The sequence below is a fragment of the Methylorubrum extorquens genome (assembly GCF_024169925.1).
Taxonomy (GTDB): domain Bacteria; phylum Pseudomonadota; class Alphaproteobacteria; order Rhizobiales; family Beijerinckiaceae; genus Methylobacterium; species Methylobacterium extorquens_A.
The window spans coordinates 629,884-651,888 of the sequence record NZ_JALJXF010000001.1 but is presented as its reverse complement, the minus strand read 5'-3'; the positions used below and the strand labels follow the sequence as shown (position 1 = coordinate 651,888).

General features: G+C 65.9%; 16 protein-coding genes, 2 tRNA genes and 4 pseudogenes. 15 read left to right on the top strand and 7 right to left on the bottom strand.

Annotated features, from left to right (window positions below):
• Positions 1-168 precede the first annotated feature (168 nt).
• Positions 169-1,151, bottom strand: a pseudogene (locus J2W78_RS03180) (IS481 family transposase).
• Between the two features lie 285 nt (positions 1,152-1,436).
• Here J2W78_RS03180 and J2W78_RS03175 point away from each other — a divergent pair.
• Positions 1,437-1,776, top strand: a pseudogene (locus J2W78_RS03175) (transposase); the annotation flags it as partial.
• Between the two features lie 4 nt (positions 1,777-1,780).
• Positions 1,781-2,020, top strand: a pseudogene (locus tag J2W78_RS03170) (IS5/IS1182 family transposase); the annotation flags it as partial.
• On the opposite strand, the gene J2W78_RS03165 reads toward J2W78_RS03170, so the two are convergent.
• Positions 2,008-2,958: a LysR family transcriptional regulator gene (locus J2W78_RS03165; protein WP_253367989.1), complete on the bottom strand. Its 951-nt coding sequence runs from the start codon at positions 2,956-2,958 to the stop codon at positions 2,008-2,010. The pseudogene J2W78_RS03170 and the gene J2W78_RS03165 sit on opposite strands and share 13 nt — an antisense overlap.
• Before the next feature lie 622 nt (positions 2,959-3,580).
• Here J2W78_RS03165 and J2W78_RS03160 point away from each other — a divergent pair.
• Positions 3,581-4,704 (top strand): annotated as a pseudogene (locus J2W78_RS03160) (IS3 family transposase).
• 25 nt (positions 4,705-4,729) lie between these two features.
• On the opposite strand, the gene J2W78_RS03155 reads toward J2W78_RS03160, so the two are convergent.
• Complete coding sequence (locus tag J2W78_RS03155) at positions 4,730-5,515, bottom strand: DUF6538 domain-containing protein (protein ID WP_253367988.1); 786 nt, start codon at positions 5,513-5,515, stop codon at positions 4,730-4,732.
• Between the two features lie 87 nt (positions 5,516-5,602).
• Positions 5,603-5,692, bottom strand: a tRNA-Ser gene (locus tag J2W78_RS03150).
• 132 nt (positions 5,693-5,824) lie between these two features.
• Here J2W78_RS03150 and J2W78_RS03145 point away from each other — a divergent pair.
• From J2W78_RS03145 to J2W78_RS03105, 8 genes are all read left to right on the top strand, one after another.
• Entirely contained in the window at positions 5,825-7,138 is a 1,314-nt protein-coding gene (locus tag J2W78_RS03145; protein ID WP_253367985.1) for a replication-associated recombination protein A, read from the top strand.
• 35 nt (positions 7,139-7,173) lie between these two features.
• The gene (locus J2W78_RS03140) at positions 7,174-8,667 is read left to right on the top strand and encodes a carboxypeptidase M32 (RefSeq protein WP_253367983.1); all 1,494 of its coding nucleotides are present in this window, start codon (positions 7,174-7,176) and stop codon (positions 8,665-8,667) included.
• A gap of 106 nt (positions 8,668-8,773) precedes the next feature.
• Entirely contained in the window at positions 8,774-10,021 is a 1,248-nt protein-coding gene (locus J2W78_RS03135; RefSeq protein ID WP_253367981.1) for an Hsp70 family protein, read from the top strand.
• A 212-nt stretch (positions 10,022-10,233) separates the two neighbouring features.
• Entirely contained in the window at positions 10,234-11,589 is a 1,356-nt protein-coding gene (locus J2W78_RS03130) for an RluA family pseudouridine synthase (protein ID WP_253367979.1), read from the top strand.
• 613 nt (positions 11,590-12,202) lie between these two features.
• A complete protein-coding gene (locus J2W78_RS03120) occupies positions 12,203-12,904 on the top strand; it encodes an HAD-IA family hydrolase (protein ID WP_253373948.1) in 702 nt (233 codons plus the stop codon).
• Positions 12,905-12,964: 60 nt separating this feature from the next.
• A complete protein-coding gene (locus J2W78_RS03115) occupies positions 12,965-13,768 on the top strand; it encodes an ATP12 family chaperone protein (RefSeq protein ID WP_253367975.1) in 804 nt (267 codons plus the stop codon).
• A 171-nt stretch (positions 13,769-13,939) separates the two neighbouring features.
• Entirely contained in the window at positions 13,940-14,077 is a 138-nt protein-coding gene (locus J2W78_RS03110) for a hypothetical protein (RefSeq protein ID WP_253367974.1), read from the top strand.
• A gap of 426 nt (positions 14,078-14,503) precedes the next feature.
• A complete protein-coding gene (locus J2W78_RS03105) occupies positions 14,504-16,036 on the top strand; it encodes an acyl-CoA carboxylase subunit beta (RefSeq protein ID WP_003597263.1) in 1,533 nt (510 codons plus the stop codon).
• Between the two features lie 61 nt (positions 16,037-16,097).
• Here J2W78_RS03105 and J2W78_RS03100 read toward each other — a convergent pair whose 3' ends face one another.
• Together J2W78_RS03100 and J2W78_RS03095 are read right to left on the bottom strand one after the other, a co-directional pair.
• Positions 16,098-16,652 carry a TerB family tellurite resistance protein gene (locus J2W78_RS03100; protein WP_253367972.1) on the bottom strand — a complete coding sequence of 185 codons (555 nt, stop codon included), beginning with the start codon at positions 16,650-16,652 and terminating at the stop codon, positions 16,098-16,100.
• A gap of 137 nt (positions 16,653-16,789) precedes the next feature.
• Positions 16,790-16,864, bottom strand: a tRNA-Val gene (locus J2W78_RS03095).
• A 224-nt stretch (positions 16,865-17,088) separates the two neighbouring features.
• Between J2W78_RS03095 and J2W78_RS03090 the strand changes: the two genes are divergently transcribed.
• The 4 genes from J2W78_RS03090 (at position 17,089) to J2W78_RS03075 (ending at position 20,539) form a co-directional block, all read left to right on the top strand.
• Positions 17,089-17,736: a TetR/AcrR family transcriptional regulator gene (locus J2W78_RS03090; protein ID WP_253367970.1), complete on the top strand. Its 648-nt coding sequence runs from the start codon at positions 17,089-17,091 to the stop codon at positions 17,734-17,736.
• A gap of 33 nt (positions 17,737-17,769) precedes the next feature.
• Positions 17,770-18,789 carry a ketol-acid reductoisomerase gene (ilvC, locus tag J2W78_RS03085; RefSeq protein ID WP_056246484.1) on the top strand — a complete coding sequence of 340 codons (1,020 nt, stop codon included), beginning with the start codon at positions 17,770-17,772 and terminating at the stop codon, positions 18,787-18,789.
• A 165-nt stretch (positions 18,790-18,954) separates the two neighbouring features.
• The gene (locus tag J2W78_RS03080; protein WP_253367968.1) at positions 18,955-19,608 is read left to right on the top strand and encodes a pyridoxamine 5'-phosphate oxidase family protein; all 654 of its coding nucleotides are present in this window, start codon (positions 18,955-18,957) and stop codon (positions 19,606-19,608) included.
• Between the two features lie 58 nt (positions 19,609-19,666).
• Complete coding sequence (locus J2W78_RS03075) at positions 19,667-20,539, top strand: class I SAM-dependent methyltransferase (protein ID WP_253367966.1); 873 nt, start codon at positions 19,667-19,669, stop codon at positions 20,537-20,539.
• Between the two features lie 67 nt (positions 20,540-20,606).
• Here the strand turns inward: J2W78_RS03075 and ccrA are convergent, their stop codons facing one another.
• On the bottom strand, positions 20,607-21,905 hold the full coding sequence (gene ccrA, locus J2W78_RS03070) for a crotonyl-CoA carboxylase/reductase (RefSeq protein ID WP_253367964.1): 1,299 nt from the start codon (positions 21,903-21,905) through the stop codon (positions 20,607-20,609).
• Positions 21,906-22,005: the final 100 nt, after the last annotated feature.

The window sequence follows — 22,005 nt, the reverse complement described above, 5'->3', positions numbered from 1 at the left end:
ATGCCTATCGCGAGCCTGCGCTTAGCGACCAATCCAAGAGCCTGACGTAACCTCGTGCTCATGCTGATCGCGTTCGAATAGGCGCGGGATCTAATGACGCTGGAAGAACTCTGTCCACCCCACTCGGGCAAATCGGTGAGCGGGGGCCAAGTCGTTCAGTCCGGCCTCCTAGATGTTTGGTCCCGGCATTTGGTGGAGCGGGTTTGACCTGAAGCGGCTGGGCTCGGCGGACCATGCTTTGCAGATGGCCTCGTAGGGCGTGAGACCGCGCAGGGTCTTCAGGCGGCGGCCAAAGTTGTAGGCACTGACGAAGTCGCCCAGGTGAGCGCGGAGTTGCTCGTGGCTGTCGTAGTGATAGCGTTTGACCGTGGCGTCCTTGATCGTGCGGTTCATTCGCTCGACCTGACCGTTGGTCCAGGGGTGACGCGGCTTTGACAGGCGATGATCGATATCGTTTCGGGCGCAAGCGGACTCGAAGCTGTGGGCTCGGAATGTCTCGCCGGCTGCAATCGCTTCCCTGATGATGGAGGCAGCTGAAGCGACGTTGCCCGGCGTGGTGAAGTGAGTGCCGTTGTCGGTGAGCACCGTGTGCACCTTGTAGGGCACGGCCTCGATGAGATGCCGTAGGAATTCGCCGCGTCGCCTTCTCGTGCAATTGCACGAAGGCGAACTTGGTCGTACGATCGATGGCGACGAGCAGGTAGAGCCGGCCTTCGGCCGTGTGAACCTCGGCCAGATCGATATGGAAGTAGCCGAGCGGATAGGCCTTGAAGCGCGACCGCTTGGGTTTGTCGCCGTCGACCTCCGGCAATCGGCTGATCCCATGGCGCTGCAGGCAGCGATGCAGCGACGAGCGGGTCAGGTGCGGGATCGTGGCCTGCAGCGCATAGAGGCAGTCGTCCAGCGGCAGGAGCGTGTGACGCCGAAAGGCCGACCACCACCGCTTCGTCTTCGGGTGACAGCACCGTCGAGTGCGGATCCTTTGGACCGGTGCACTGGTCGGCGACCGAGGTCCGCTGGCGCCACTTGGCGACCGTCTTCGGGTTGATCCCATAGCGCTTCGAGAGCGCCCTCAGGCTCGCTTGACTATGCTGGATCGCTCGACGGATCGTCTCAGTCGTCGTGGCGCTGCCGTGAAGAACCTGGCCCATAGCGCGTCCCTCCACTCCAGTGTGAAGAGTGCACCATCAAACCCTGGGATCAAACATCCAAAGCACCGGGACCGACAAAATCATAGCGCGCCAACTCCTGACCCTTCTCAGGCCATCGGAAGGTCTGCATATCTGCAGTCCGATTGGCCTCGGAAGAGCGAGCATAGCTGTCAGCTTCCCGTCCGGTTAGAGAGCGCTAGGCAGAAAGACGGACTTTACTATTTGGCCTGCTGCCGGTTTCACGGACACCCGGTTTAGGTGTGATGGTGAAGCCGGAGGTGCTCCATGCAACGTCGCAAGTTGGCGCGTGAGTTTAAGATTGAGGCGGTTCGACTGGTTCAGGAACGCGGAATCAGTGTTGCGCAAGCGGCGCGCGACCTCGACGTTCACAAGACGATGCTGCATCGCTGCATCGCTGGGTAAAGCAGGCGGCGGCTGATCCGCAACATGTCTTCCCTGGTCAGGGTCAGATGAAGCCCGAGCAGGTTGAGATCGATCGGCTGTGCAAGGAGGTCTCTCGTCCGAAGGCGGAGCGTGACATCCTAGAAAAGCCTGCCACTTACTTTGCGAGGGAAGCGATATGAAGTTCGCTTTCATCGCAAAGCATCGCGCCGTCTGGCTGGTGCTGCGATAGCGACGCCATCCGTCATCAGATCGAGGCGACGGGGGCAGCGCCCAACATCCCGCCAAAGTCCAACCGCCGGTGGAAGCCGTGCTTTTCCCCCGTCCCGTTCAAGGGATGCAACGCCATCGAGCCCATGTTCGCGCGCCTTAAGGATTTCCGCCGCATCGCCACCCGATACGACCGCCTGGCAGCCAACTACCCGGTCGCCGTCTGCATCGCCGCAACTGTCAGCTACTGGTTATGATTCCGGAGCCTAAGCCCACTTTGTCTCCCTTGATGGGACGTAACCATGAGAGCGGGGAGCTGCTTCATAGCGTAGTCGATAAAGCTTCGCGCCTTTGCTGGCAGGAGGCGTGAAGTCGTGACGATGTAGACAGGTGTTGGCGCCAGATCCCACTCCGGCAGCACCTGCACCAACCGCCCATTCGTAACATCGCGCTCGACGCTGAGGTGGTGAGCGTTGAAAATCCCCTGACCTGCCAGTGCAAATCGGCGCGCGAGGCTTGGCGAGTTGCAAGAGATCGGGCCGCTTACAGCCACTGAAACGATTTCGCTGCCGCGGGTGAACGACCAGGTCGTGCCTGCACCGCCATCGGACACGATGGAATGGTGTACTGAAAGGCATTCAGGCGTTCTCAGCGAGCCTTCAGCGCTGAGATAGGACGGCGCGGCGAAAAGCCCGTTCTCCACTTCAGCTACTTTGCGTACGATCAGCGAGGTTTCACGCGGCTCCTTGATGGCAATCGCGAGGTCGTAGCTGTCGCTCACCAGATCGACGGGAGTGGGCTTCAGATCGACGTGGACGCTAATATTCTCGTAAACGGACGAAAAATCGGTGACGATCCTTGAGAGGTGATGCAACACCCAAAAATCCGGCGGGGCAGCGATCTTCAGCAGGCCGCTCGGCCCCCTGGCTTCAGCGACGAGGTTATCGAGGACCTGTTGTGCCTCGTCAACAAGACGGGTTGCTTGTGCAAGATAGACTTCGCCGTAAGACGTTAAGATGAGCTTGCGAGTGTTACGGTCGAGAAGGCGCAGACCAACCGATTGTTCAAACGATGCAATTCGCCGCGAGAGCGAGGAGATCGGCATGCCTAGTGCTACTGCGGCTTGGCTGAAGCTTTTCCGTTTAGCCACCTCGACGAACAGCGCCATGTCACGCAGCACCTGGGAATTCGGCATGTGTTTGTCGTGCCCTCGTGATCACCCGAATTAGGGCTTTCACAGTCCCAGCTTCCGGAAATTTCCGCACGTTATGAGAGGTAGATACAACGGCTTGCGAAGGCCTCTTCAACGCTAGGATCGTCCAAACCGCTCTTAGGTCGGACACCTAACAAATGGCACAAAACCAATCCATGAAGAAGGCTATAAATGTCGCAGAGGGAGGTTTTCGGCTGATTTCGAGCCGGAAATATGTTTTTCATAGGATTTTCAAAATTTGACATATACAGACAAAATTCAGATATTTTATTTAAATACACGTCCATTATATAGTATATACATCGGCATTTTTATGGTACGCACGTTTTCTTCTGTGCAATTTGATCGCATATCGAGGTTTGCGCGCTGGCGCTACGAGCAAGGCCAAATCCCCAAACCGAAGCGCTACGCAGCATTCCGACTTGACGAGCGTCCGCTGATCCACAACTCAAATCTTAAATGCCAGCTGCGCGCAATTTAAAAGTGCGCATGGTTTTGCGAGCTACTGCTGCGAAACCCTTGATGTACTGGCCTGCTGCCGGTGATCCGCCCGCATTGAAGTGGTCCGCCCTGAGGTATGGGCTGCGGGCCAGGACGAGGACGGATGGGAACGAAGCGGCACAAGCCGGAGGATGTGGTCACCAAGCTGCGGCAGGAGGACGTGCTGATTGCGCAGGGCCAGAGCGTGGGCGCGGTGATCCGCGCCCTCGGTGTGACGGAGGTGACGTACGACCGTTGGCGCAAGGAGTTCGGCGGCCTGAAGACGGATCAGGTATGACGGATGAAGGACCTGGAGGTCGAGAACCAGCGGCTGCGCAAGGCGATTGCCGACCTGACGCTGGACAAGCTGATCCTGCAGGAGGCGGCTCGGGGAAACTTCCGAGCCCCGCGCGCCGCCGCGCCTGTGTCGAGCCCATCGTGAAGACGATGGAGGTGTCCGAGCGCCGGGCCTGCCGGGCGCTCGGGCAGCATCGCTCGACGCAGCGCAAGGCGCCGCGGGGCAGAGACGACGAGGCCGCCCTGACAGCCGATCTCGTCGAGCTGGCGGCGCGGTAGGGCCGCTACCGCTATCGGAAGATCAGCGCATTGCTGAAGGCCGCCGGCTGGCTAATCAACGACAAGCGCGTGGAGCGGATCTGGCGGCAGGAAGGCCTGAAGGTCCCGGCCAAGCGCGGCCGCATCTGGGACGGGGATGGCTCCTGCCTGCGGCTGCGAGCGCAGCATCGCGATCACGTCTGGTCCTACGACTTCGTCGAGGCTCGCACCCATGACGGGCGCAAGTTCCGGATGCTCAAGGTGGTCGATGCGTTCACGCGTGAGTGCCTGGCGATCCGGGTGGCGCGCAAACTCAAGGCGGCGGACGTCATCGACGTGCTGTCCGACCTGCTCATTTTACGCGGTGTGCCGGGCCACATCCGCTCGGACAACGGTCCGGAGTTCATGGCCACGTCGGTCCAGGCCTGGATCACCGGCGTCGGCGCGAAGACCGCCTGCATCGCACCCGGATCGCCATGGGAGAACGGTTGCGTCGAAAGCTTTAACGCACGGCGACGAGACGAGTTCTTGAACGGCGAGATCTTCTACACGCTCAAGGAGGCGCAGATCGTGATCGAGAGTTGGCGACGACACGACAACGGCGTGCGTCCGCACGCTTCACTCGGCTACCGGCCGCCAGCCCCGGAGGTGTTCGTGCCCGCCTCACCCGACCAGCTCCGCCGGCCAAGCTAACCGTGGATCAGAGCCCGACCCTGCACTAACTTTGAACTTGCACCACCCAGTGGGGGCCGATCACCTGCGCTCTGAGCGCATCAACCCAGTCCGAAACTTCGTCCGGGGTGACGCGGGCGAGGTCGTCGTGGCCGACGGACGCTTCCAGCGTGGCCAGGGCCGGCCGCCAGCGCTTCCGGGTGGAGGCCGCGAGCTTCGATTCCTCGGCGTACTTCGCGAACCATTCGTCCAAGGGCAGGACGAGCGTCGCAGGCTTGTCCGGCTGCTCCGGAAACCGCCCCGCCCGTGGGTCGGGGCTGAAGTCCCCGACGAGATACTTCTCGCTCTGCTCGACGGCCTGAAGGATCGCCTTGGCGATCGCGAACTCGAGCCCGCCCCGCGTCTCCGGGTCGACGACCAGTCCCTTGCGCGCGAGGTGGGCGTCGATCTCCCCTCCGTAGAAGCGCAAGACCTCGTTGCGATTCTTTGGGCTGCAATCCTTGATGTAGCGTTCGATGACCCCGGCCGTCATCAGGTTGAAGAAGGGCAAGAACTGGCCTGCCTGGAACTTGGGGATGAGGGCCTCGTAGACCTCGCCAGCGATGGCGTTGATCTCAAGGATGTTCAGCCGCCGCACGCCGATCCGAAGGTTCGCCCAGCGCTGCTCGACCAATGCGGCATGCGCGGCGTGGCGGCGCTTGGCCTCGCCGACGTCCTTCGTCCCGAGGCTCGCCTTCTCCTCACGCCGGCCGACGAGCGCCACGAAATCCTTCGGGATCCGCCTTCGGAACCAGAAGACACCGGTCTTGGGATGGGGCCAGGGACGCGACATTGCCAGAACCACGCGCGTACCACCGGACGGCCGCGAAGTCGCTGTTCCCCTTGTACAAGTCTGAAAAATAAGGCTTTTCAGGCTGAATGGCGGAGAGGGGGGGATTCGAACCCCCGATGGGCTTGCACCCATGCCGCATTTCGAGTGCGGTGCATTCAACCGCTCTGCCACCTCTCCGCAGAGGTGTCGTATCGACGCGGAGCGCCCTAGCACGGGGCGGGCCGGGCCACAAGCCGGCTTCGCAGAGGATCGGGGACTTCGCCGGCTGAGCCCTTGCGGATGGATGGCCCTGCGGTGTTCATGCCACGCATGTCCGATCTGTTCGCTTCCGCCGGTCTCGATACGGGCGCGCCCCGGCCGCTTGCGGATCGTCTGCGTCCGCGCCGCCTCGCGGAAGTTGTGGGGCAGGAACATCTCACGGGGCCGGACGGTGCGCTGACGCGTCTGCTCGCCTCCCGCAGCCTCGGCTCGCTCGTGTTCTGGGGGCCGCCCGGCACCGGCAAGACCACCGTGGCGCGGCTGCTCGCGCACGAGACCGACCTGCATTTCGAGCAGATCTCGGCGATCTTCTCCGGCATCGCCGAACTGCGAAAGGTGTTCGAGGCGGCACGCAAGCGGCGCGCAACGGGTCAGGGCACGCTCCTGTTCGTCGATGAGATCCATCGCTTCAATCGCGCGCAGCTCGATGCCTTCCTGCCGGTGATGGAAGACGGGACCGTCACGCTCGTCGGCGCGACGACGGAGAATCCGTCGTTCGAACTGAATGCCGCTCTGTTGTCGCGCGCGCGGGTGCTGCTGTTCCGTGCGTTGGACGCGCCCGCCCTCGCCCGGCTGCTGGCCCGGGCCGAGGAGATGGATAGCCAGCCCCTCCCCCTCGACGAGGAGGCGCGTGCGGCGCTGGTTCGCATGGCCGATGGCGACGGGCGCGCGGCGCTGACGCTTGCGGAAGAGGTGTGGCGCTCGGCGCGTCCCGGCGAGATTCTCGACGCAGAAAAGCTCCAGACCCTCGTGCAGCGCCGCGCGCCGATCTACGACAAAGCGCAGGAGGGGCACTACAACCTCATCTCCGCACTGCATAAGACGGTGCGCGGCTCGGACCCCGACGCGGCACTCTATTACCTTTGCCGCATGCTGGATGCCGGCGAGGACCGATTGTTCATCGCCCGGCGCCTCGTGCGGATGGCGGTGGAGGATATCGGGCTCGCCGACCCACAGGCCCTCGTCGTCGCAAACGCGGCCAAGGACGCCTTCGACTTCCTCGGCTCGCCCGAGGGCGAACTCGCGCTGGCACAGGTAACCGTCTACCTCGCCTGCGCCCCGAAATCGAACGCGGTCTACACGGCCTACAAGGCGGCGACACGGGTAGCGAAGGCTGCGGGCTCGCTCGCGCCGCCGCGCACCATCCTCAACGCCCCCACGGGGCTGATGCGACGGATCGGCTACGGCGAGGGCTATCGCTACGACCACGATGAGCCCGATGCCTTCTCGGGCCAGGATTACTGGCCGGAAGCGCTCGGGCGCCAGCACTTCTACGAGCCGACCGACCGGGGCATGGAGACGCGCTACCGGGAGCGGCTGGCCTACTGGGAACGGCTGCGGCAGGAGCGCCGCGGCAACGATTGACCGTCAGGAACGACATCAAGGGATCGCGACCGATCATGCAGGCCTACACCGCGCTCACCGCCACCTTCGCCCGCCTCGGCGCGCTGGAGGATGCGAGCGGCATCCTTGGCTGGGACACGCAGACGCAGATGCCGGACGGCGCCTCCGAAACACGCGGCGAACAGCTGGCCGTGCTGAGCGTGCTCGCCCACGAGATCCTCACCGACCCGCGCAACGCGGAGCGGTTCGACGCGGCGGCGACCGAGGCCGACCTCGGCGAATGGGAGCGGGCCAACCTGCGCGAGATGCACCGGGCTTATGCCCATGCGGCGGCGGTGCCGGGCGATCTCGTTGCGGCGGCGTCGAAAGCGGCGACGCGCTGTGAGATGGTCTGGCGCGAGGCGCGGCGCGATTCGGATTTCGCGCGCCTGCGTCCGCATCTCGAAGAGGTGCTGCAACTGCGACGCCGTGTCGGCGAGGCCAAGGGGGCGGCGCTCGGCCTTGCGCCCTACGATGCGCTGCTGGACGGCTACGACCCCGGTATGCGGCGCGCCCGCATCGATCCGATCTTCGACGCGCTGCGCGCCGTCCTGCCGGATCTGGTCGTCGCGGTGCGCGAACGGCAGGCGGCCGACGCCCCTCCCCTGCCGCTGCCGGGTCCGTTTCCGGTGGCGATCCAGCGGGAGATCGGTCTGGGGCTGATGCGGGCCGTCGGGTTCGATTTCACGCGCGGACGGCTCGATGTCAGCCTGCATCCGTTCTGTGGCGGGGCCACCGACGACGTCCGCATCACCACCCGCTACGACGAGGCGAGCGCCACCGGAGCGCTGATGGGTGTGCTGCACGAGACCGGCCACGCGCTCTACGAACAGGGCCGCCCGGCGGCGTGGCGCCACCAACCGGTGGGGCAGGCCCGCGGCATGAGCCTGCACGAGAGCCAATCGCTGCTCGTCGAGATGCAGGCTTGTCGCTCGGCCGAGTTCTGCGCCTTCCTCGCACCGACCCTGCGCATGGCGTTCGGCGGCGAAGGGCCGGCCTGGGAGGCGGAGAACCTGCACCGCCTCTACACCCGCGTCGAGCCGGGCTTCATCCGAGTCGATGCCGACGAGGTTACCTACCCGGCCCACATCCTGCTGCGGTACCGCCTGGAGACGGCGATGATCGCCGGTGATCTCGCGGTCGCCGACCTGCCGGGCGCCTTCAATGACGGCATGAAGGAGCTGCTGGGGCTCACCGTGCCCGATGACCGGCACGGTTGCCTTCAGGACATCCACTGGCCGGGCGGCAGCTTCGGCTACTTCCCGACCTACACCCTCGGAGCGCTGGCCGCCACGCAGCTTTTCAAGGCCGCCTGCGCCGCCCATCCCGGCATCCGCCCGGCGCTCGCGGAGGGCGATTTTTCGCAGTTGCGCGGCTGGCTGCGGGAAAACGTCCATGCCCGGGCGAGCCTGATGGACACCGACATGTTGCTGACCGCCGCGACCGGAAAGCCGCTCGGGGCAGAGGATTTCCTGGCGCATCTGCGCCGCCGCTATCTCGGAGCGGCTTAGGAATGGGTCGAACGAGATTGCCGGGCAGTCGCTTCTGGGATTGCACTCTGAGGCCGGGGGCCGTAACGGGGCCGCCCTCCCCTTAGAATCCAAGCGATCCGGTCCCATGGCGGCCTGCGGCCTCGATTTCGGCACGTCCAACACCACCCTCGGGATCGGCACGGACGTCCGTCCGACCTTGGTGCCGCTGGAAGGGACACATCGTACCTTGCCGAGCGCGATCTTCTTCGCGCCCGGCCATGAGGCGCAGATCGGGCGGGAGGCGATCGAGGCCTATGTCGAGGGCACGCCCGGCCGCCTGATGCGGGCGCTCAAATCCGTGCTCGGCTCCCCCCTGATCGAGGAGACCACGCCGGTCGGGCGCGAGCGCATCCGCTTCCGCGATGTCATCGCCCGCTATCTCACCCTGGTGAAGGCGCGTGGCGAGGCGCAAGCCGGCGTCGAACTCGACACCGTGGTGCATGGGCGCCCGGTCCACTTCGTCGACAACGACCCGGCAGCCGACCGCAAGGCGGAGGACACGCTGAGGCAGATCGCCGAGAGCATCGGCTTCTGCCACGTCCGCTTCCAGTACGAGCCGATCGCCGCCGCGCTCGATTACGAGCGCACGGTGACGTCGGAGGAGATCGCGCTGATCGCCGATATCGGCGGCGGTACGTCCGACTTCTCCATCGTCCGGCTCTCGCCCGAGCGGCATCGGCGCGACGAGCGGGCCGAGGACATCCTGGCCAATGACGGCATCCGCATCGGCGGCACCGATTTCGACCGCAACCTCAGCCTCGGCGCGGTGATGCCCCTTCTCGGCCTCGGCAGCCCGATGAAGCGGGCGGACCTCGCCGTGCCGAACGCGTACTTCCACGACCTCGCCACGTGGTCGAGCATCAACCGGCTCTACAATCCCAAGACCCTGCGCGAGATCGACGAGGTGGTGCGCGACGCCGCCCGGCCGGAACTCGTGGCGCGTTTACGCACCGTCGTCGAGGCGGAGCGCGGGCATTCCCTCGCCATGGCGGTGGAGGGGGCCAAGATCGCGGCGTCCGATGCGGGGGCCGGCACGGTCGATCTCGAATGGGTCGAGTCGGGCCTGGCTGCGGATGTAGACCGCTCACGGCTCGCCGGACATACCGACGACCTCGCGCGGCGCATGGCACAGCGGATCGACCGCTGCCTCGATCAAGCCGGGCTGACGGCCGATCGGATCGACGCGCTGTTCCTCACCGGCGGCTCGACCGGCCTGCCGCATGTCCGCGCGGCACTGACCGCCTGCGTGCCGGGGGCGCGGGTGGTCGATGGCGATACGTTCGGTTCGGTCGGACTCGGCCTCACACTGGAGGCGGCGCGGCTCGCGGCCTGACGCGATCACCCCGGTGCGGAACAAGCCCGCGGCATCTTCACCTATGCCGGGCTCTCTCGACAGTTCGAACTAAATCGCCATGTTTCGCGGCTCCCATGCCACGGGGCGCTGAGGCTCGTCGCCATGCGTTGCACGCGGTCGCGGACAGGGATTCTGCCTTGCAACCGCCCGCAGCGCTTTGCGCCGTCATCTCAGGGTGATAGCAGCGGCACATGAAGGGACGTCCACCACATCGCGGGTCCGGCGCAAAGCGCGGACCCGGCGGGTTCGCGCCGCGCGCCGGCACGGGGCCGCGCAGCTCCGCCAAAGACGCCGCGCAGCGCGCCGCCCGCAATCGCGGCGAGGATGCCGCCGAACGCTCGCCCTGGGATGACGGCGCGGCCGGTGAGAGCGCGCCGCGCCCGAAGCGCGTACCCGAAGCCGCCGCACCGAAAGCAGAAGCGCCGCGCGCCAAGCCCCGCTCTGCCAAACCATCCTTTGCAAAGCCTGACCCGGCCCAGGCGCCACCCGCGGAGGCTCCGTCCGGACCGACGCGCCGCGAGCAGCGGGCCGCGGCATCGGCGACGCTGGCAAGCGGCGTGCAGACGCTGACCGTCGATTCCGACGAGGCCGGGATGCGCATCGACCGCTTTCTCGGCGCTCGCTTCCCGCAGCTTCCCTTTACCCGCGTGCAGAGCATCGTCCGCAAGGGCGAGTTGCGGGTCGATGGCAAGCGCGTGAAGCCGAGCGACCGGCTGGAGCCGGGTTCGAGCGTGCGGGTGCCGCCGCTCAAGCTCGACCAGCCGACCGAGAGGCCGCGCAGCGCCGCCAAGATCGACGGAGACGCCGAATTCCTGCGTTCGCTGATCCTCTACGAGGATGCGGACATGATGATCCTCAACAAGCCGTTCGGCCTCGCCGTGCAGGGTGGCACGGGCACTGTGCGCCACGTCGACGGTCTCTTGGAGGCGCTGACCGGGCCGGACGGGCAACGCCCGCGCCTCGTCCACCGCCTCGATAAGGACACCGCCGGTTGCCTGATCGTCGCCAAAACGCGGCTCGCCGCCGCGACCCTGGCCAAGAGCTTCCGCTCCCGTGCCGCGCGCAAGATCTACTGGGCGCTGGTGGCGGGCGTGCCCCGCACCCGCCAGGGCCGGGTCTCGACCTATCTCGTCAAGGACGAGCCGACCGATGCCGATGCGCGGATGCGCGTCGCCAAACACGGCGACGAGGGCGCCAGCCACGCGCTCACCTACTACGCCACGGTCGATCAGGCGGCGCAGAAGCTGGCGTGGCTCTCGCTGAAGCCCGTCACCGGGCGGACGCACCAGTTGCGAGCCCACGCCGCGCATATCGGCCACCCGATCGTCGGCGACCCGAAATACTTCGACGTGGAGAACTGGGAGCTGCCCGGCGGCATTCAGAACCGCCTGCACCTTCTCGCCCGCCGCATCGTGATCCCGCATCCGCGCACCGGCCAGCCGGTCGATGTCAGCGCCCCGCTGCCGCCGCACATGGCGCAGAGCTGGAACCTGCTCGGCTTCGATGCGGCCCGCTACGACCCGATCGTCGAAGCACCGGAAGCCTGAAGGATCCAAGTCTCTTCACGAAAGCGAAGAGAGCCTTGGAACCGAGCCCTGTTGCCATAACTCTCGCTTCGTCAGCCTGCTGCGTGGACGAGGGCATCGCGAGGTGCTTCTATCGGCACCGCGTTTCAGGCCCGGAATCCCGGTGCCGAAGTTCGGATCGACGGGCTACGGTCGGGGTTGCCCGAAGCCCCTCCCCTGCCGCGGCCCGGTACAACGAGGTTCAGGATCGCATGAGGCCCCTTACCCTGTTGTCCGTCGCGCTGGCCGGCCTGCTCTGGGCCGCCGCGCCGGCCGGCGCGGCGCCTCCCGGCGATGGGGCGCCGGGGCAGCCCCAGGGACAGTCGCAAGTACAGCTCCAGGGCGCCCCCCACTCGGCGGCCCCTCCCCCGTCTCAGACGGCACCGGCGGCGCGACCGGCAGGTCAGGGTGTGCGGGCGTCGGAGCGCCGACGCCGCATCTCCTACGCCGCCTGTAACCGCGAATCGCACCGCCGCAGGTTGTCCGGCGGCGCACGACGACGCTTCCTCGTTCGCTGCCGCCTCGGTTACGAGCGGCGCCCGGCCTCGCAGCCGGCGCCCGCTCGCAGGCCATGAGCCGACGGGGCGCTCCGGCCGTGCTCAAGCTGATCGTCTTCGATGTCGATGGCACCCTGATCGACAGCCAGCACCTGATCGTGGAGGCGCAGCATCGCGCCTTCTCCGAGCATGGCTTGGAGGCGCCCCCGCGCAAGGAGGCGCTGTCCGTCGTCGGGCTGTCCCTGCCCGAAGCGTTCCGTCGCCTCGTCGGCGAGGCCGGGCCGATCGAATCGCTCGCGCACAGCTATCGCAAGGCGTTCCAGGCGTTGCGGGTCGATCCCGACTATGAGGAGCCGCTGTTTCCCGGAATGGCCGAATTGGTCGAGCGGCTGCACCGCCGTGACGACATACAGCTCGGCATCGCCACCGGTAAGTCGCGCCGGGGCGTCGATCATCTCGTGGACAAGTACGGCTGGGAGCGCTGGTTCGCCACGATCCAGACCGCCGACGACGCCCCCTCCAAGCCCGATCCGGCCATGCTGCTTCAGGCCATGGCCGAGACCGGCGCTGAGCCGTCGATGACCGTGATGATCGGCGACACGACCTTCGACATGATGATGGCCCGAAGCGCGAGCGTGGCCGCCATCGGCGTCGGCTGGGGCTATCACACGCCCGGCGCCCTGTTCAGCGCGGGTGCGGTGACGGTGGTCGATTCGGCTGCCACTCTGAGCGACCTGTTCTCCGGCCCCCTGGACGATTCGCAGCCCGGCCCGGTGACGGAACGGCTCGCGACCCAATAGGCGCATCCTCCGTCGCGCCGGAGACTCGCGCGCGGCGATGAGAAATCCTATCTGCGGACCATGAGCACTTCAGGCGACGACGTCACCCGTGATTGGCTGGGCGAACCCGGGGAGAACGGAAGACCCGACCGCGTCCAAGCCTCTCGCTCCGGTACGGGGCCGACTCTGCCGAAGCGCTTCTACGCGCAGGCCGGCCTCACGGAGACCGAGGGCGGCTTCCGCCTCGTCCTCGACGGGCGCGGGGCCAACACACCGGGCCGCCGACCGCTGGTCGTGCCCGACCGGGTGCTGGGCGAAGCGCTCGCGGGGGAATGGGAGGCGCAGGCGGAAGTGATCGACCCGCGCACCATGCCGCTGACCCGCCTCGTGAACACCACGATCGACGGCGTGGTGGAACGTCGCGCCGCGGTCGCGGAGGATCTGGCCGCCTTTGCCGGCACCGATCTTGTCGCCTACCGGGCCGGGGCGCCGGAACGCCTCGTCGCGATGCAGGCCGAGGCCTGGGATCCGCTCGTGGCTTGGGTGGCCGAGACGCTGGGCGCGCGGCTGTTCCTCGCCGAGGGGGTCATGCATGTCGAGCAACCGGAGGGCTCGGTGGCGGCGTTGCGTGCCGCGATCGAAGCGGTGGACGACCCCTTCCGCCTCGCGGCCCTTCACACGCTCACGACGCTGACCGGCTCCCTCGTGATCGCTCTGGCCGTCCTACATGGCCGCCTAAGCGCGGACGACGCCTGGGCGGCGGCTCATGTGGACGAGACCTATCAGGCGAGCGTCTGGGGCCGCGATGCGGAAGCCGAGGCGCGTCTCGCCCACCGCCGGACGGAGTTCGAGACCGCGACGATGGTGGCGCAGCGACCCAACTGAACGGCCGCCTGCACATGAATGATGCGGGTGCGATCACTGTTGAGGCACCATGCATTTTCTTGAAGCGATTATAATATCCTGAACCTATTAAGTCGAAGTGTCACTTCATTGCACTATCGGCATGGCTTGCTCGTGTTCCAGTTTTGGCATCGTCCAACTTTGGAGACGAACGTGCCGACCCTTCGACTCGACACCCGGCGGATCGCCCTCGCCACCATCACGGCCGTGCTCACCTTGAGTGCCGCCGCCTGCGCGACCAAACCCCCGCCCTCACCGGTCGAGCCGGCGCCGCTGATCAAGAAGGGCTGAGGACGGGCATTCGTTTCGAGCGAATCTCTGATACCGTTTCCGCTTGATCCGAGCGGGGACGGGATCAGCAAGCCCGCGCGGCGACTGAGGAGGGGACCCATCGCGCCAGCGCGACGGGATCCAGCCGAATCCCAAATCCGCCATCCCGAAGGGATCAACGCGATTTGTATAACAACGTGTGGTCCCGGCCCTCGCGCCGGGGCTACCCTCTCGACGATAAGACACATGGATTGGCTTCGGCCGAGCATCGCCCCAAAAGCGGTCCACCTGCTTTTGGAGAAAAGCACAATGCTCCCGCTGCGTCGCAGGCCGTTTCCGAGGGCGGGAACGCGTGCTAAGGGCGATCGATCGATGCAAGGTCAAGCTCTTACGCTTTGATCTGCATTCAAAAAACGATTTCGATCCCCAGGGAGTCTCGCCAGCACCATGAAGGACATTCTCGAGAAGCTTGAGGAGCGTCGCGCGCAGGCCCGTCTCGGCGGCGGGGAAAAGCGGCTCGAGGCGCAGCACAAGCGCGGCAAGCTCACAGCGCGCGAGCGTATCGAACTCCTGCTCGACCACGGGTCGTTCGAGGAATTCGACATGTTCGTGCAGCACCGCTCCACAGATTTCGGCATGGAGAAGCAGAAGATCCCCGGCGACGGCGTCGTCACCGGCTGGGGCACCGTCAACGGACGCACCGTCTTCCTGTTCTCCAAGGACTTCACGGTGTTCGGCGGCTCGCTCTCCGAGGCGCACGCGGCCAAGATCGTCAAGGTCCAGGACATGGCGCTGAAGATGCGCGCGCCGATCATCGGCATCTTCGATGCCGGCGGCGCCCGCATCCAAGAGGGCGTGGCGGCACTCGGCGGCTACGGCGAGGTGTTCCGCCGCAACGTCGCGGCGTCCGGCGTGATCCCGCAGATCTCGGTCATCATGGGGCCGTGCGCAGGCGGCGACGTCTACTCGCCGGCCATGACCGACTTTATCTTCATGGTGCGCGACACGAGCTACATGTTCGTGACCGGTCCCGACGTGGTGAAGACCGTCACCAATGAGGTCGTCACGGCCGAAGAACTCGGCGGCGCCAAGGTTCACACCTCGAAATCCTCGATCGCCGACGGCTCGTTCGAGAACGACGTCGAGGCGATCCTCCAGATCCGCCGGTTGCTCGACTTCCTGCCCGCCAACAACATCGAGGGCGTGCCGGAGATCGAGAGCTTCGACGACGTCAACCGCCTCGACAAGTCGCTCGACACGCTGATCCCGGACAACCCGAACAAACCCTACGACATGGGCGAACTCATCCGCCGCGTGGTGGACGAGGGCGACTTCTTCGAGATCCAGGCAGCTTACGCCCGCAACATCATCACCGGCTTCGGCCGCGTCGAGGGCCGCACCGTCGGCTTCGTCGCCAACCAGCCGCTGGTGCTGGCAGGCGTGCTCGATTCGGACGCCTCCCGCAAGGCGGCCCGCTTCGTGCGCTTCTGCAACGCCTTCTCGATCCCGATCGTCACTTTCGTCGATGTGCCAGGCTTCCTGCCGGGCACGGCGCAGGAATATGGCGGTCTGATCAAACACGGCGCCAAGCTGCTCTTCGCCTACTCCCAGGCCACTGTGCCGCTCGTCACCATCATCACCCGCAAGGCCTTCGGCGGCGCCTACGACGTCATGGCGTCGAAGCATGTCGGCGCCGACCTGAACTACGCGTGGCCGACGGCGCAGATCGCCGTGATGGGCGCCAAGGGAGCGGTCGAGATCATCTTCCGCGCCGAGATCGGCGACGCGGATAAGATCGCCGAGCGGACCAAGGAATACGAGGACCGCTTCCTCTCGCCCTTCGTGGCGGCGGAGCGCGGCTACATCGACGAGGTGATCATGCCCCACTCCACCCGCAAGCGCATCGCGCGGGCGCTGGGGATGCTGCGCACCAAGGAGATGGAGCAGCCCTGGAAGAAGCACGACAACATCCCGCTCTGAACGCGGGACAACGATAGGCCGCCCTTCGGGGCGGCCTTTTTCGTTCGAGCGACGTCGCGTCCTATCCGAAGTTGCCGGCGCGACTTGTCGCCAGTTCCGGCCTGCCGGCGATCAGCCGCCGCTTCAACCGCGCCAAGGCCTCACGCTGCAGCTCGCTCGGAGCGGAATGGGCGGAGGCGACCTTCGTCAGCATGTCCACGAACTGCATCCGCTCCTCGCCGGTCAGCTTCTCGCGAAACAGCGGCAGCAGCGGATCGGCGACGAGCGAGAACGGGCGGCGCTCCTGCGTGTAGCGCCATGCCCGCTCGAAGGTCGCGGAGATCGTCTGGATCTCCAGCGGGTTTTCCATGAGTTCGAAGATGCGGGTCTTCTCGGATGCCGTGATCGGGCTGCCGGTGCGCACGATCTGGATCATCAGGATCACGGCCGCGAGCCGCACGTCGTTCACCCGCTGCAATGGCGTCCCGACGAAGCCCTCGAACACCGACTTCGCCTTGCGCTGAAGCCCCTTGGTGTCCTGATCGATCTCCTTGAGCTGCTTGACCGTGTAATGGGCCCGCAGGAGCCAAATCAAAACGCTGGCGACGACGGCGGTGAAAATGATGAGGATCGGCAACAGGCGGTCTCCGCGAACCCACAAATGATGCGAATCGCCGCCTAACCGACCACGCGGACGTGCGCGGGTCAAATATCCGACAGCAGCGGAACGAGCGAGATTTGTGCTGGAGAACGATCGACGTTCGATGGGGGGCGTGGTGGGCGCGACAGGGATCGAACCTGTGACCCTTCGCGTGTGAAGCGAATGCTCTCCCGCTGAGCTACGCACCCGAGCCCCGACGTGCCACCGCGGGGATGGGCGGCACGGGCGTCGCTGTGGCGACGGAGGGCCGTATACGCCGAGGCCGGGCGCTCGGCAAGCGGGTTCCGCATCACGGCGACAGAAACGTGACGGTACGAGGAACAGCGCGATATAGGCTACCCCGCTTGTCGCGCGCGGCCGGGTCGGCTAGACGAGCGTACCGTACGGTACGGTACTGCCCAGCAAGCGGAACATGCAGGCGAGCCCCCTCATCACCGACGAGCTTTCAGCCGAAACGCCCACCCCCCGCCAGCAGGCGGTGCTGGATGCCGCGTTGGCGCTGATGGTCGATGGACGTGATCCGCTGACCATGGACGCGGTGGCGCGCCGGGCGAGCTGCTCGAAGGAGACGCTCTATCGCTGGTTCGGCGACCGTGACGGCCTGCTCACCGCGACGGTGCGCTGGCAGGCCTCGCGCGTCCATGCCGGCCGCTACGACGTGAGCGGGCTGGACGCCGTCGCCTTGCGCAAGAACCTGCTCGATTTCGCAGAGACCTGGCTCGCGGTCATCACCAGCCCGACCTCGGTTGCGCTCAACCGCATCGCCATCGCCGATGCGGGGTCCAGCAAGAGCACTCTCGGCGGCATCGTGCTGGCCAACGGGCGCTTTGCCATCGGCGAGCGGGTGAAGCCGGTGTTGGAGGCGGGCCGCACAGCCGGTCTCCTCGTCTTCGAGGACAGCGAGGCGGCTTTCCGGACCTTCTTCGGTCTGGTCGGCCGCGATATTCAGATCCGACTTCTTCTCGGCGACGCGCTCGATCTCGATGCCGCCGGGATCCGGAGCGACGCGGCCCGTGCCGTCGAGCAGTTCCTGGCCCTCTACGGCCGGGCGAAACCCTGAACCGAAACCACCGACACGAGAGAGGACACCACCATGCGCGTCTATTACGATCGCGATGCCGACCTGAACCTGATCAAGGGCAAGAACGTCGTCATCGTCGGCTACGGCTCCCAGGGCCATGCCCACGCGCTCAACCTGCGCGATTCGGGCGTGAAGGACATCGTCATCGCCCTGCGCGAGGGCTCTGCCACCGCCAAGAAGGCCGAGCACGAGGGCTTCAAGGTGATGAACGTCGCCGACGCCGCCAAGTGGGGCGACGTGGTGATGATGCTGACCCCGGACGAGCTGCAGGGCGACATCTACAAGGAGTCGCTGGAGCCGAACCTGAAGCAGGGCGCCGCGCTCCTGTTCGCCCACGGCCTCAACGTGCACTTCAACCTGATCGAGCCCCGCAAGGACCTCGACGTGCTCATGGTCGCCCCGAAGGGCCCCGGCCACACCGTACGCGGCGAGTACCTCAAGGGCGGCGGCGTGCCGACCCTGATCGCCATCGCCCAGGACGCCTCGGGCAACGCCCACGACCTCGGCCTCTCCTACGCCTCGGCCAATGGCGGCGGCCGCGCCGGCATCATCGAGACCACCTTCAAGGAAGAATGCGAGACCGACCTGTTCGGTGAGCAGGCCGTGCTCTGCGGCGGCCTCGTCGAGCTGATCAAGGCCGGCTTCGAGACCCTGGTCGAGGCGGGCTACGCCCCCGAGATGGCCTATTTCGAGTGCCTGCACGAGGTGAAGCTGATCGTCGACCTCATCTACGAGGGCGGCATCGCCAACATGAACTACTCGATCTCGAACACCGCCGAGTACGGCGAGTACGTCACCGGCCCGCGTATCGTCACGCCGGAGACCAAGGCCGAGATGAAGCGCGTCCTCAACGACATCCAGTCGGGCATCTTCACCCGCAACTGGATGCTGGAGAACAAGGTCGGCCAGACCTCGTTCAAGGCCACCCGCGCCAAGCTCGCCGCCCACCCGATCGAGGAGGTCGGCGCCAAGCTCCGCGGCATGATGCCGTGGATCTCGGAGAAGGCCCTGGTCGACAAGTCCAAGAATTAATTTGGGATCGGGAGGCCGTGCTTTGCTCGGCCTCCACCGTTGTGGAAAGAGGCCGGTTCGCGCAAGCGTGACCGGCCTTTTTTGCGGCCCCGTTTGCACCCTCATGCCTTTGCCTTAAACGCATCCCGAGGAGGCCCGAAGCAATCGGCCCCGGAGGAGACGCATATGGCATCGCTCTACTCGGAGGCGCACCGCGCCCTCCAGGAGGAATTCGGCACGACCAAGCTCGCCGTGCGCCTCGACGAGGATTGGGTGCACGAGACGATCCAGCCGGAGGAAGCCGCGTTCATCGGCTCGCGGGACATGTTCTTCCTCTCGACCGTCGATCCCGACGGCATGCCGACCGTCTCCTACAAGGGCGGCCCGACCGGCTTCGTGAAGGTCGTGGATGGCTCCACGCTGGTCTTCCCCGGCTTCGACGGCAACGGGATGTTCTACTCGATGGGCAACATCGAGGGGCAGGCCAAGATCGGCCTCCTGTTCATCGACTTCGAGACGCCGCACCGCATCCGGGTCCAAGGACATGCCTCGCTGCTCCGCGACGATCCGCTGATGGCCGATTACACGGAGGCGAAGTATCTCGTGCGCGTCGATGTCACGAAGATCTGGGTCAACTGCCCGCGCTACATCCACAAGTACAAGAAGCTCGAGCAGAACAAGTACGTTCCCCGCCCCGACCGCGAGACGCCACTCGCCGCCTGGAAGCGGCTCGACCTCGCCGGCGACGTCATCAGCGACGAGGACAAGGCGCGCGTCGCGAGGGAAGGCCGCCTCGAAGTCCCGGAATACGAGGCGCTCGTCGCCCGCGGCGAGGCCTGACGTCGGACGGCTCTCGTGATCGTTTAGACCCGGCCGGCTTTACGAGCCGCGCCGGGTCGTGCTTCGTGCGCGCGACCTCGATAACCGCACCGGGCCGCCTCTCGGCATGACGTTCCTCAGACAAGCCCTACAGAACCATCCGCAGATCAAGCGGGCACTCAAGTCCGTCGCCAAATCGGCCGGCTTGTTTCGCGACAGCCCGGCCAACGACTTCTATCGCGATCTGGCCGAGGTGAAGACGCGGGGCGACGACGCCTTCTCAAAGCTGTTTTACGGCTATGACGGTGACCACCTGATCAACAAGTGGAACCACTTCCTGCCGATCTACAGCCGGCTGTTCGCGCCCTTCCGCGACGGCAGGCCGGACGGGCGACCGCTGCGCTTCCTCGAGATCGGCGTCTACGAGGGCGGTTCCCTCGATCTCTGGCGGCGCTTCTTCGGCCCCTCTGCCATCCTCTACGGCATCGATATCGATCCGCGCTGCGCGGTGTTTGACGGCCGCGCCGCGCAAGTCCGTATCGGCTCGCAGGCCGATCCCGCCTTCCTTCGGTCCGTGGTTGAGGAGATGGGCGGCGTCGATGTCATCCTCGATGACGGCAGCCACGTCGCGAGCCACCAGCGCGTCACCTTCGAGACGCTGTTCCCGCTCCTGGCGCAGGACGGACTCTACGTCGCCGAAGACCTGCACACCGCGTACTGGCGCGACTACGAGGGTGGCTACCGCCGCCGGGGCACGTTCCTGGAGATGACGAAGGCGTTCATCGACGACATGCACGCTTGGTATCACGATCGCGGCGCGCAGGAGATCGGCCGGAGCATCGGCGCGATTCACGTCTACGACAGCATCGTCGCCTTCGAGAAAGGCAGCGGCGAACGGCCGTTCCACACCACCATCGGCACGCCGCAGCGGGCGATCGACCGAGTGCGCTGAGGGTCGAAACGAAAACGCCCGCGCCTCCAAAGGGAAGCGCGGGCGCTTTTTCGTTAGGTTGACGGGCTCACATCGCCTTGAGTGGCCCGGCCTCGATCACGTCCTCGACGGTGCGCAGGCCTGCGCGGGTCGAATTCACGAGCACCGCCATGTTGCCCGGCGGGTGCTGGTTCTTCCACATCTTGGTGTGGGCGGCCGGGATCTTGTCCCAGGGGAACACCTCACTCATGCAGGGATCGACGCGCCGGTCGATGACGAACTGGTTGGCGGCCGAGGCCTGCTTGAGATGGGCGAAGTGCGAGCCCTGGATGCGCTTCTGGCGCATCCAGACGTAGCGGGCGTCGAAGGTGATGTTGAAGCCGGTGGTGCCGGCGCAGAACACGATCATGCCGCCGCGCTTGGCCACCAGGGTCGAGACCGGGAAGGTCGCCTCGCCGGGATGCTCGAACACGATGTCGACGTCGTTGCCCTTGCCGGTGATGTCCCAGATCGCCTTGCCGAACTTCCGGGCTTCCTTGAGCCAGGTGTTGTACTCAGGGCTGTTCACCTTCGGCAGCTGGCCCCAGCAATCGAAGTCCTTGCGGTTGATGACGCCCTTGGCCCCGAGGCTCATGACGTAGTCGCGCTTCGACTCGTCCGAGATGACCGCGATGGCGTTGGCGCCCGAGGCCGCGCAGAGCTGCACGCCGAACACGCCGAGACCGCCGGAGGCGCCCCAGATCAGCACGTTCTGTCCCGGACGCACGGTGTGCGGCGCGTGGCCGAACAGCATGCGGTAGGCGGTGGCGAGGGTGAGGGTGTAGCAGGCGGCCTCTTCCCAGGTCAGGTGCTGGGGCCGCTTCATGAGCTGGCGCGACTGCACCCGGCAGAACTGGGCGAAGGAGCCGTCACCGGTCTCGTAGCCCCAGATGCGCTGCGAGGGCGAGAACATCGGGTCGCCGCCGTTGCACTCTTCGTCATCGCCGTCGTCGCGGTTGCAGTGAACGATGACTTCGTCGCCGACTTTCCAGCGCTTCACCTTCGAGCCGACCTTCCAGACGATGCCCGACGCGTCCGAACCGGCAATGTGGTACTCGCCCTTGTGCACGTCGAAGGGGGAGATCGGCTCGCCGAGGCCGGCCCAGACGCCGTTGTAGTTCACGCCCGCGGCCATGACGTAGACGAGCACCTCGTCGTCGCCGATGTCCCACACGGGGAGCACTTCGAGCTGATGCGACTCCTCCGGCGGCCCGTGGCGCTCGCGGCGGATCGCCCAGGCATACATCTTGGCAGGCACGTGGCCGAGCGGGGGGATCTCGCCGAGCTCGTAAAGGTCCTTGGCTTCCGCCGTCTGCCCGGTCCAGGCCGGCGCTGCACTTGCAGCCATCGTGGCACTCCCTGTTTCTCTGGATTCGCGCGTGACGAAACGCGCGACCTTGGCCGACGCTATAAGCACGATGTTTCCGGCCTTCCAAGTGGCCTAAAAG

Excerpts from the sequence above, each read along its gene's own strand:
- J2W78_RS03155 (WP_253367988.1), bottom strand. The coding sequence starts at position 5,515 with ATGTCGCGTCCCTGGCCCCATCCCAAGACCGGTGTCTTCTGGTTCCGA.
- J2W78_RS03080 (WP_253367968.1), top strand. The coding sequence starts at position 18,955 with ATGGCATCGCTCTACTCGGAGGCGCACCGCGCCCTCCAGGAGGAATTC.
- ccrA (WP_253367964.1), bottom strand. The coding sequence starts at position 21,905 with ATGGCTGCAAGTGCAGCGCCGGCCTGGACCGGGCAGACGGCGGAAGCC.
- J2W78_RS03140 (WP_253367983.1), top strand. The coding sequence starts at position 7,174 with ATGCAGGCCTACACCGCGCTCACCGCCACCTTCGCCCGCCTCGGCGCG.
- J2W78_RS03135 (WP_253367981.1), top strand. The coding sequence starts at position 8,774 with ATGGCGGCCTGCGGCCTCGATTTCGGCACGTCCAACACCACCCTCGGG.
- J2W78_RS03145 (WP_253367985.1), top strand. The coding sequence starts at position 5,825 with ATGTCCGATCTGTTCGCTTCCGCCGGTCTCGATACGGGCGCGCCCCGG.
- J2W78_RS03115 (WP_253367975.1), top strand. The coding sequence starts at position 12,965 with ATGAGCACTTCAGGCGACGACGTCACCCGTGATTGGCTGGGCGAACCC.
- J2W78_RS03130 (WP_253367979.1), top strand. The coding sequence starts at position 10,234 with ATGAAGGGACGTCCACCACATCGCGGGTCCGGCGCAAAGCGCGGACCC.
- ilvC (WP_056246484.1), top strand. The coding sequence starts at position 17,770 with ATGCGCGTCTATTACGATCGCGATGCCGACCTGAACCTGATCAAGGGC.
- J2W78_RS03105 (WP_003597263.1), top strand. The coding sequence starts at position 14,504 with ATGAAGGACATTCTCGAGAAGCTTGAGGAGCGTCGCGCGCAGGCCCGT.
- J2W78_RS03090 (WP_253367970.1), top strand. The coding sequence starts at position 17,089 with ATGCAGGCGAGCCCCCTCATCACCGACGAGCTTTCAGCCGAAACGCCC.
- J2W78_RS03165 (WP_253367989.1), bottom strand. The coding sequence starts at position 2,958 with ATGCCGAATTCCCAGGTGCTGCGTGACATGGCGCTGTTCGTCGAGGTG.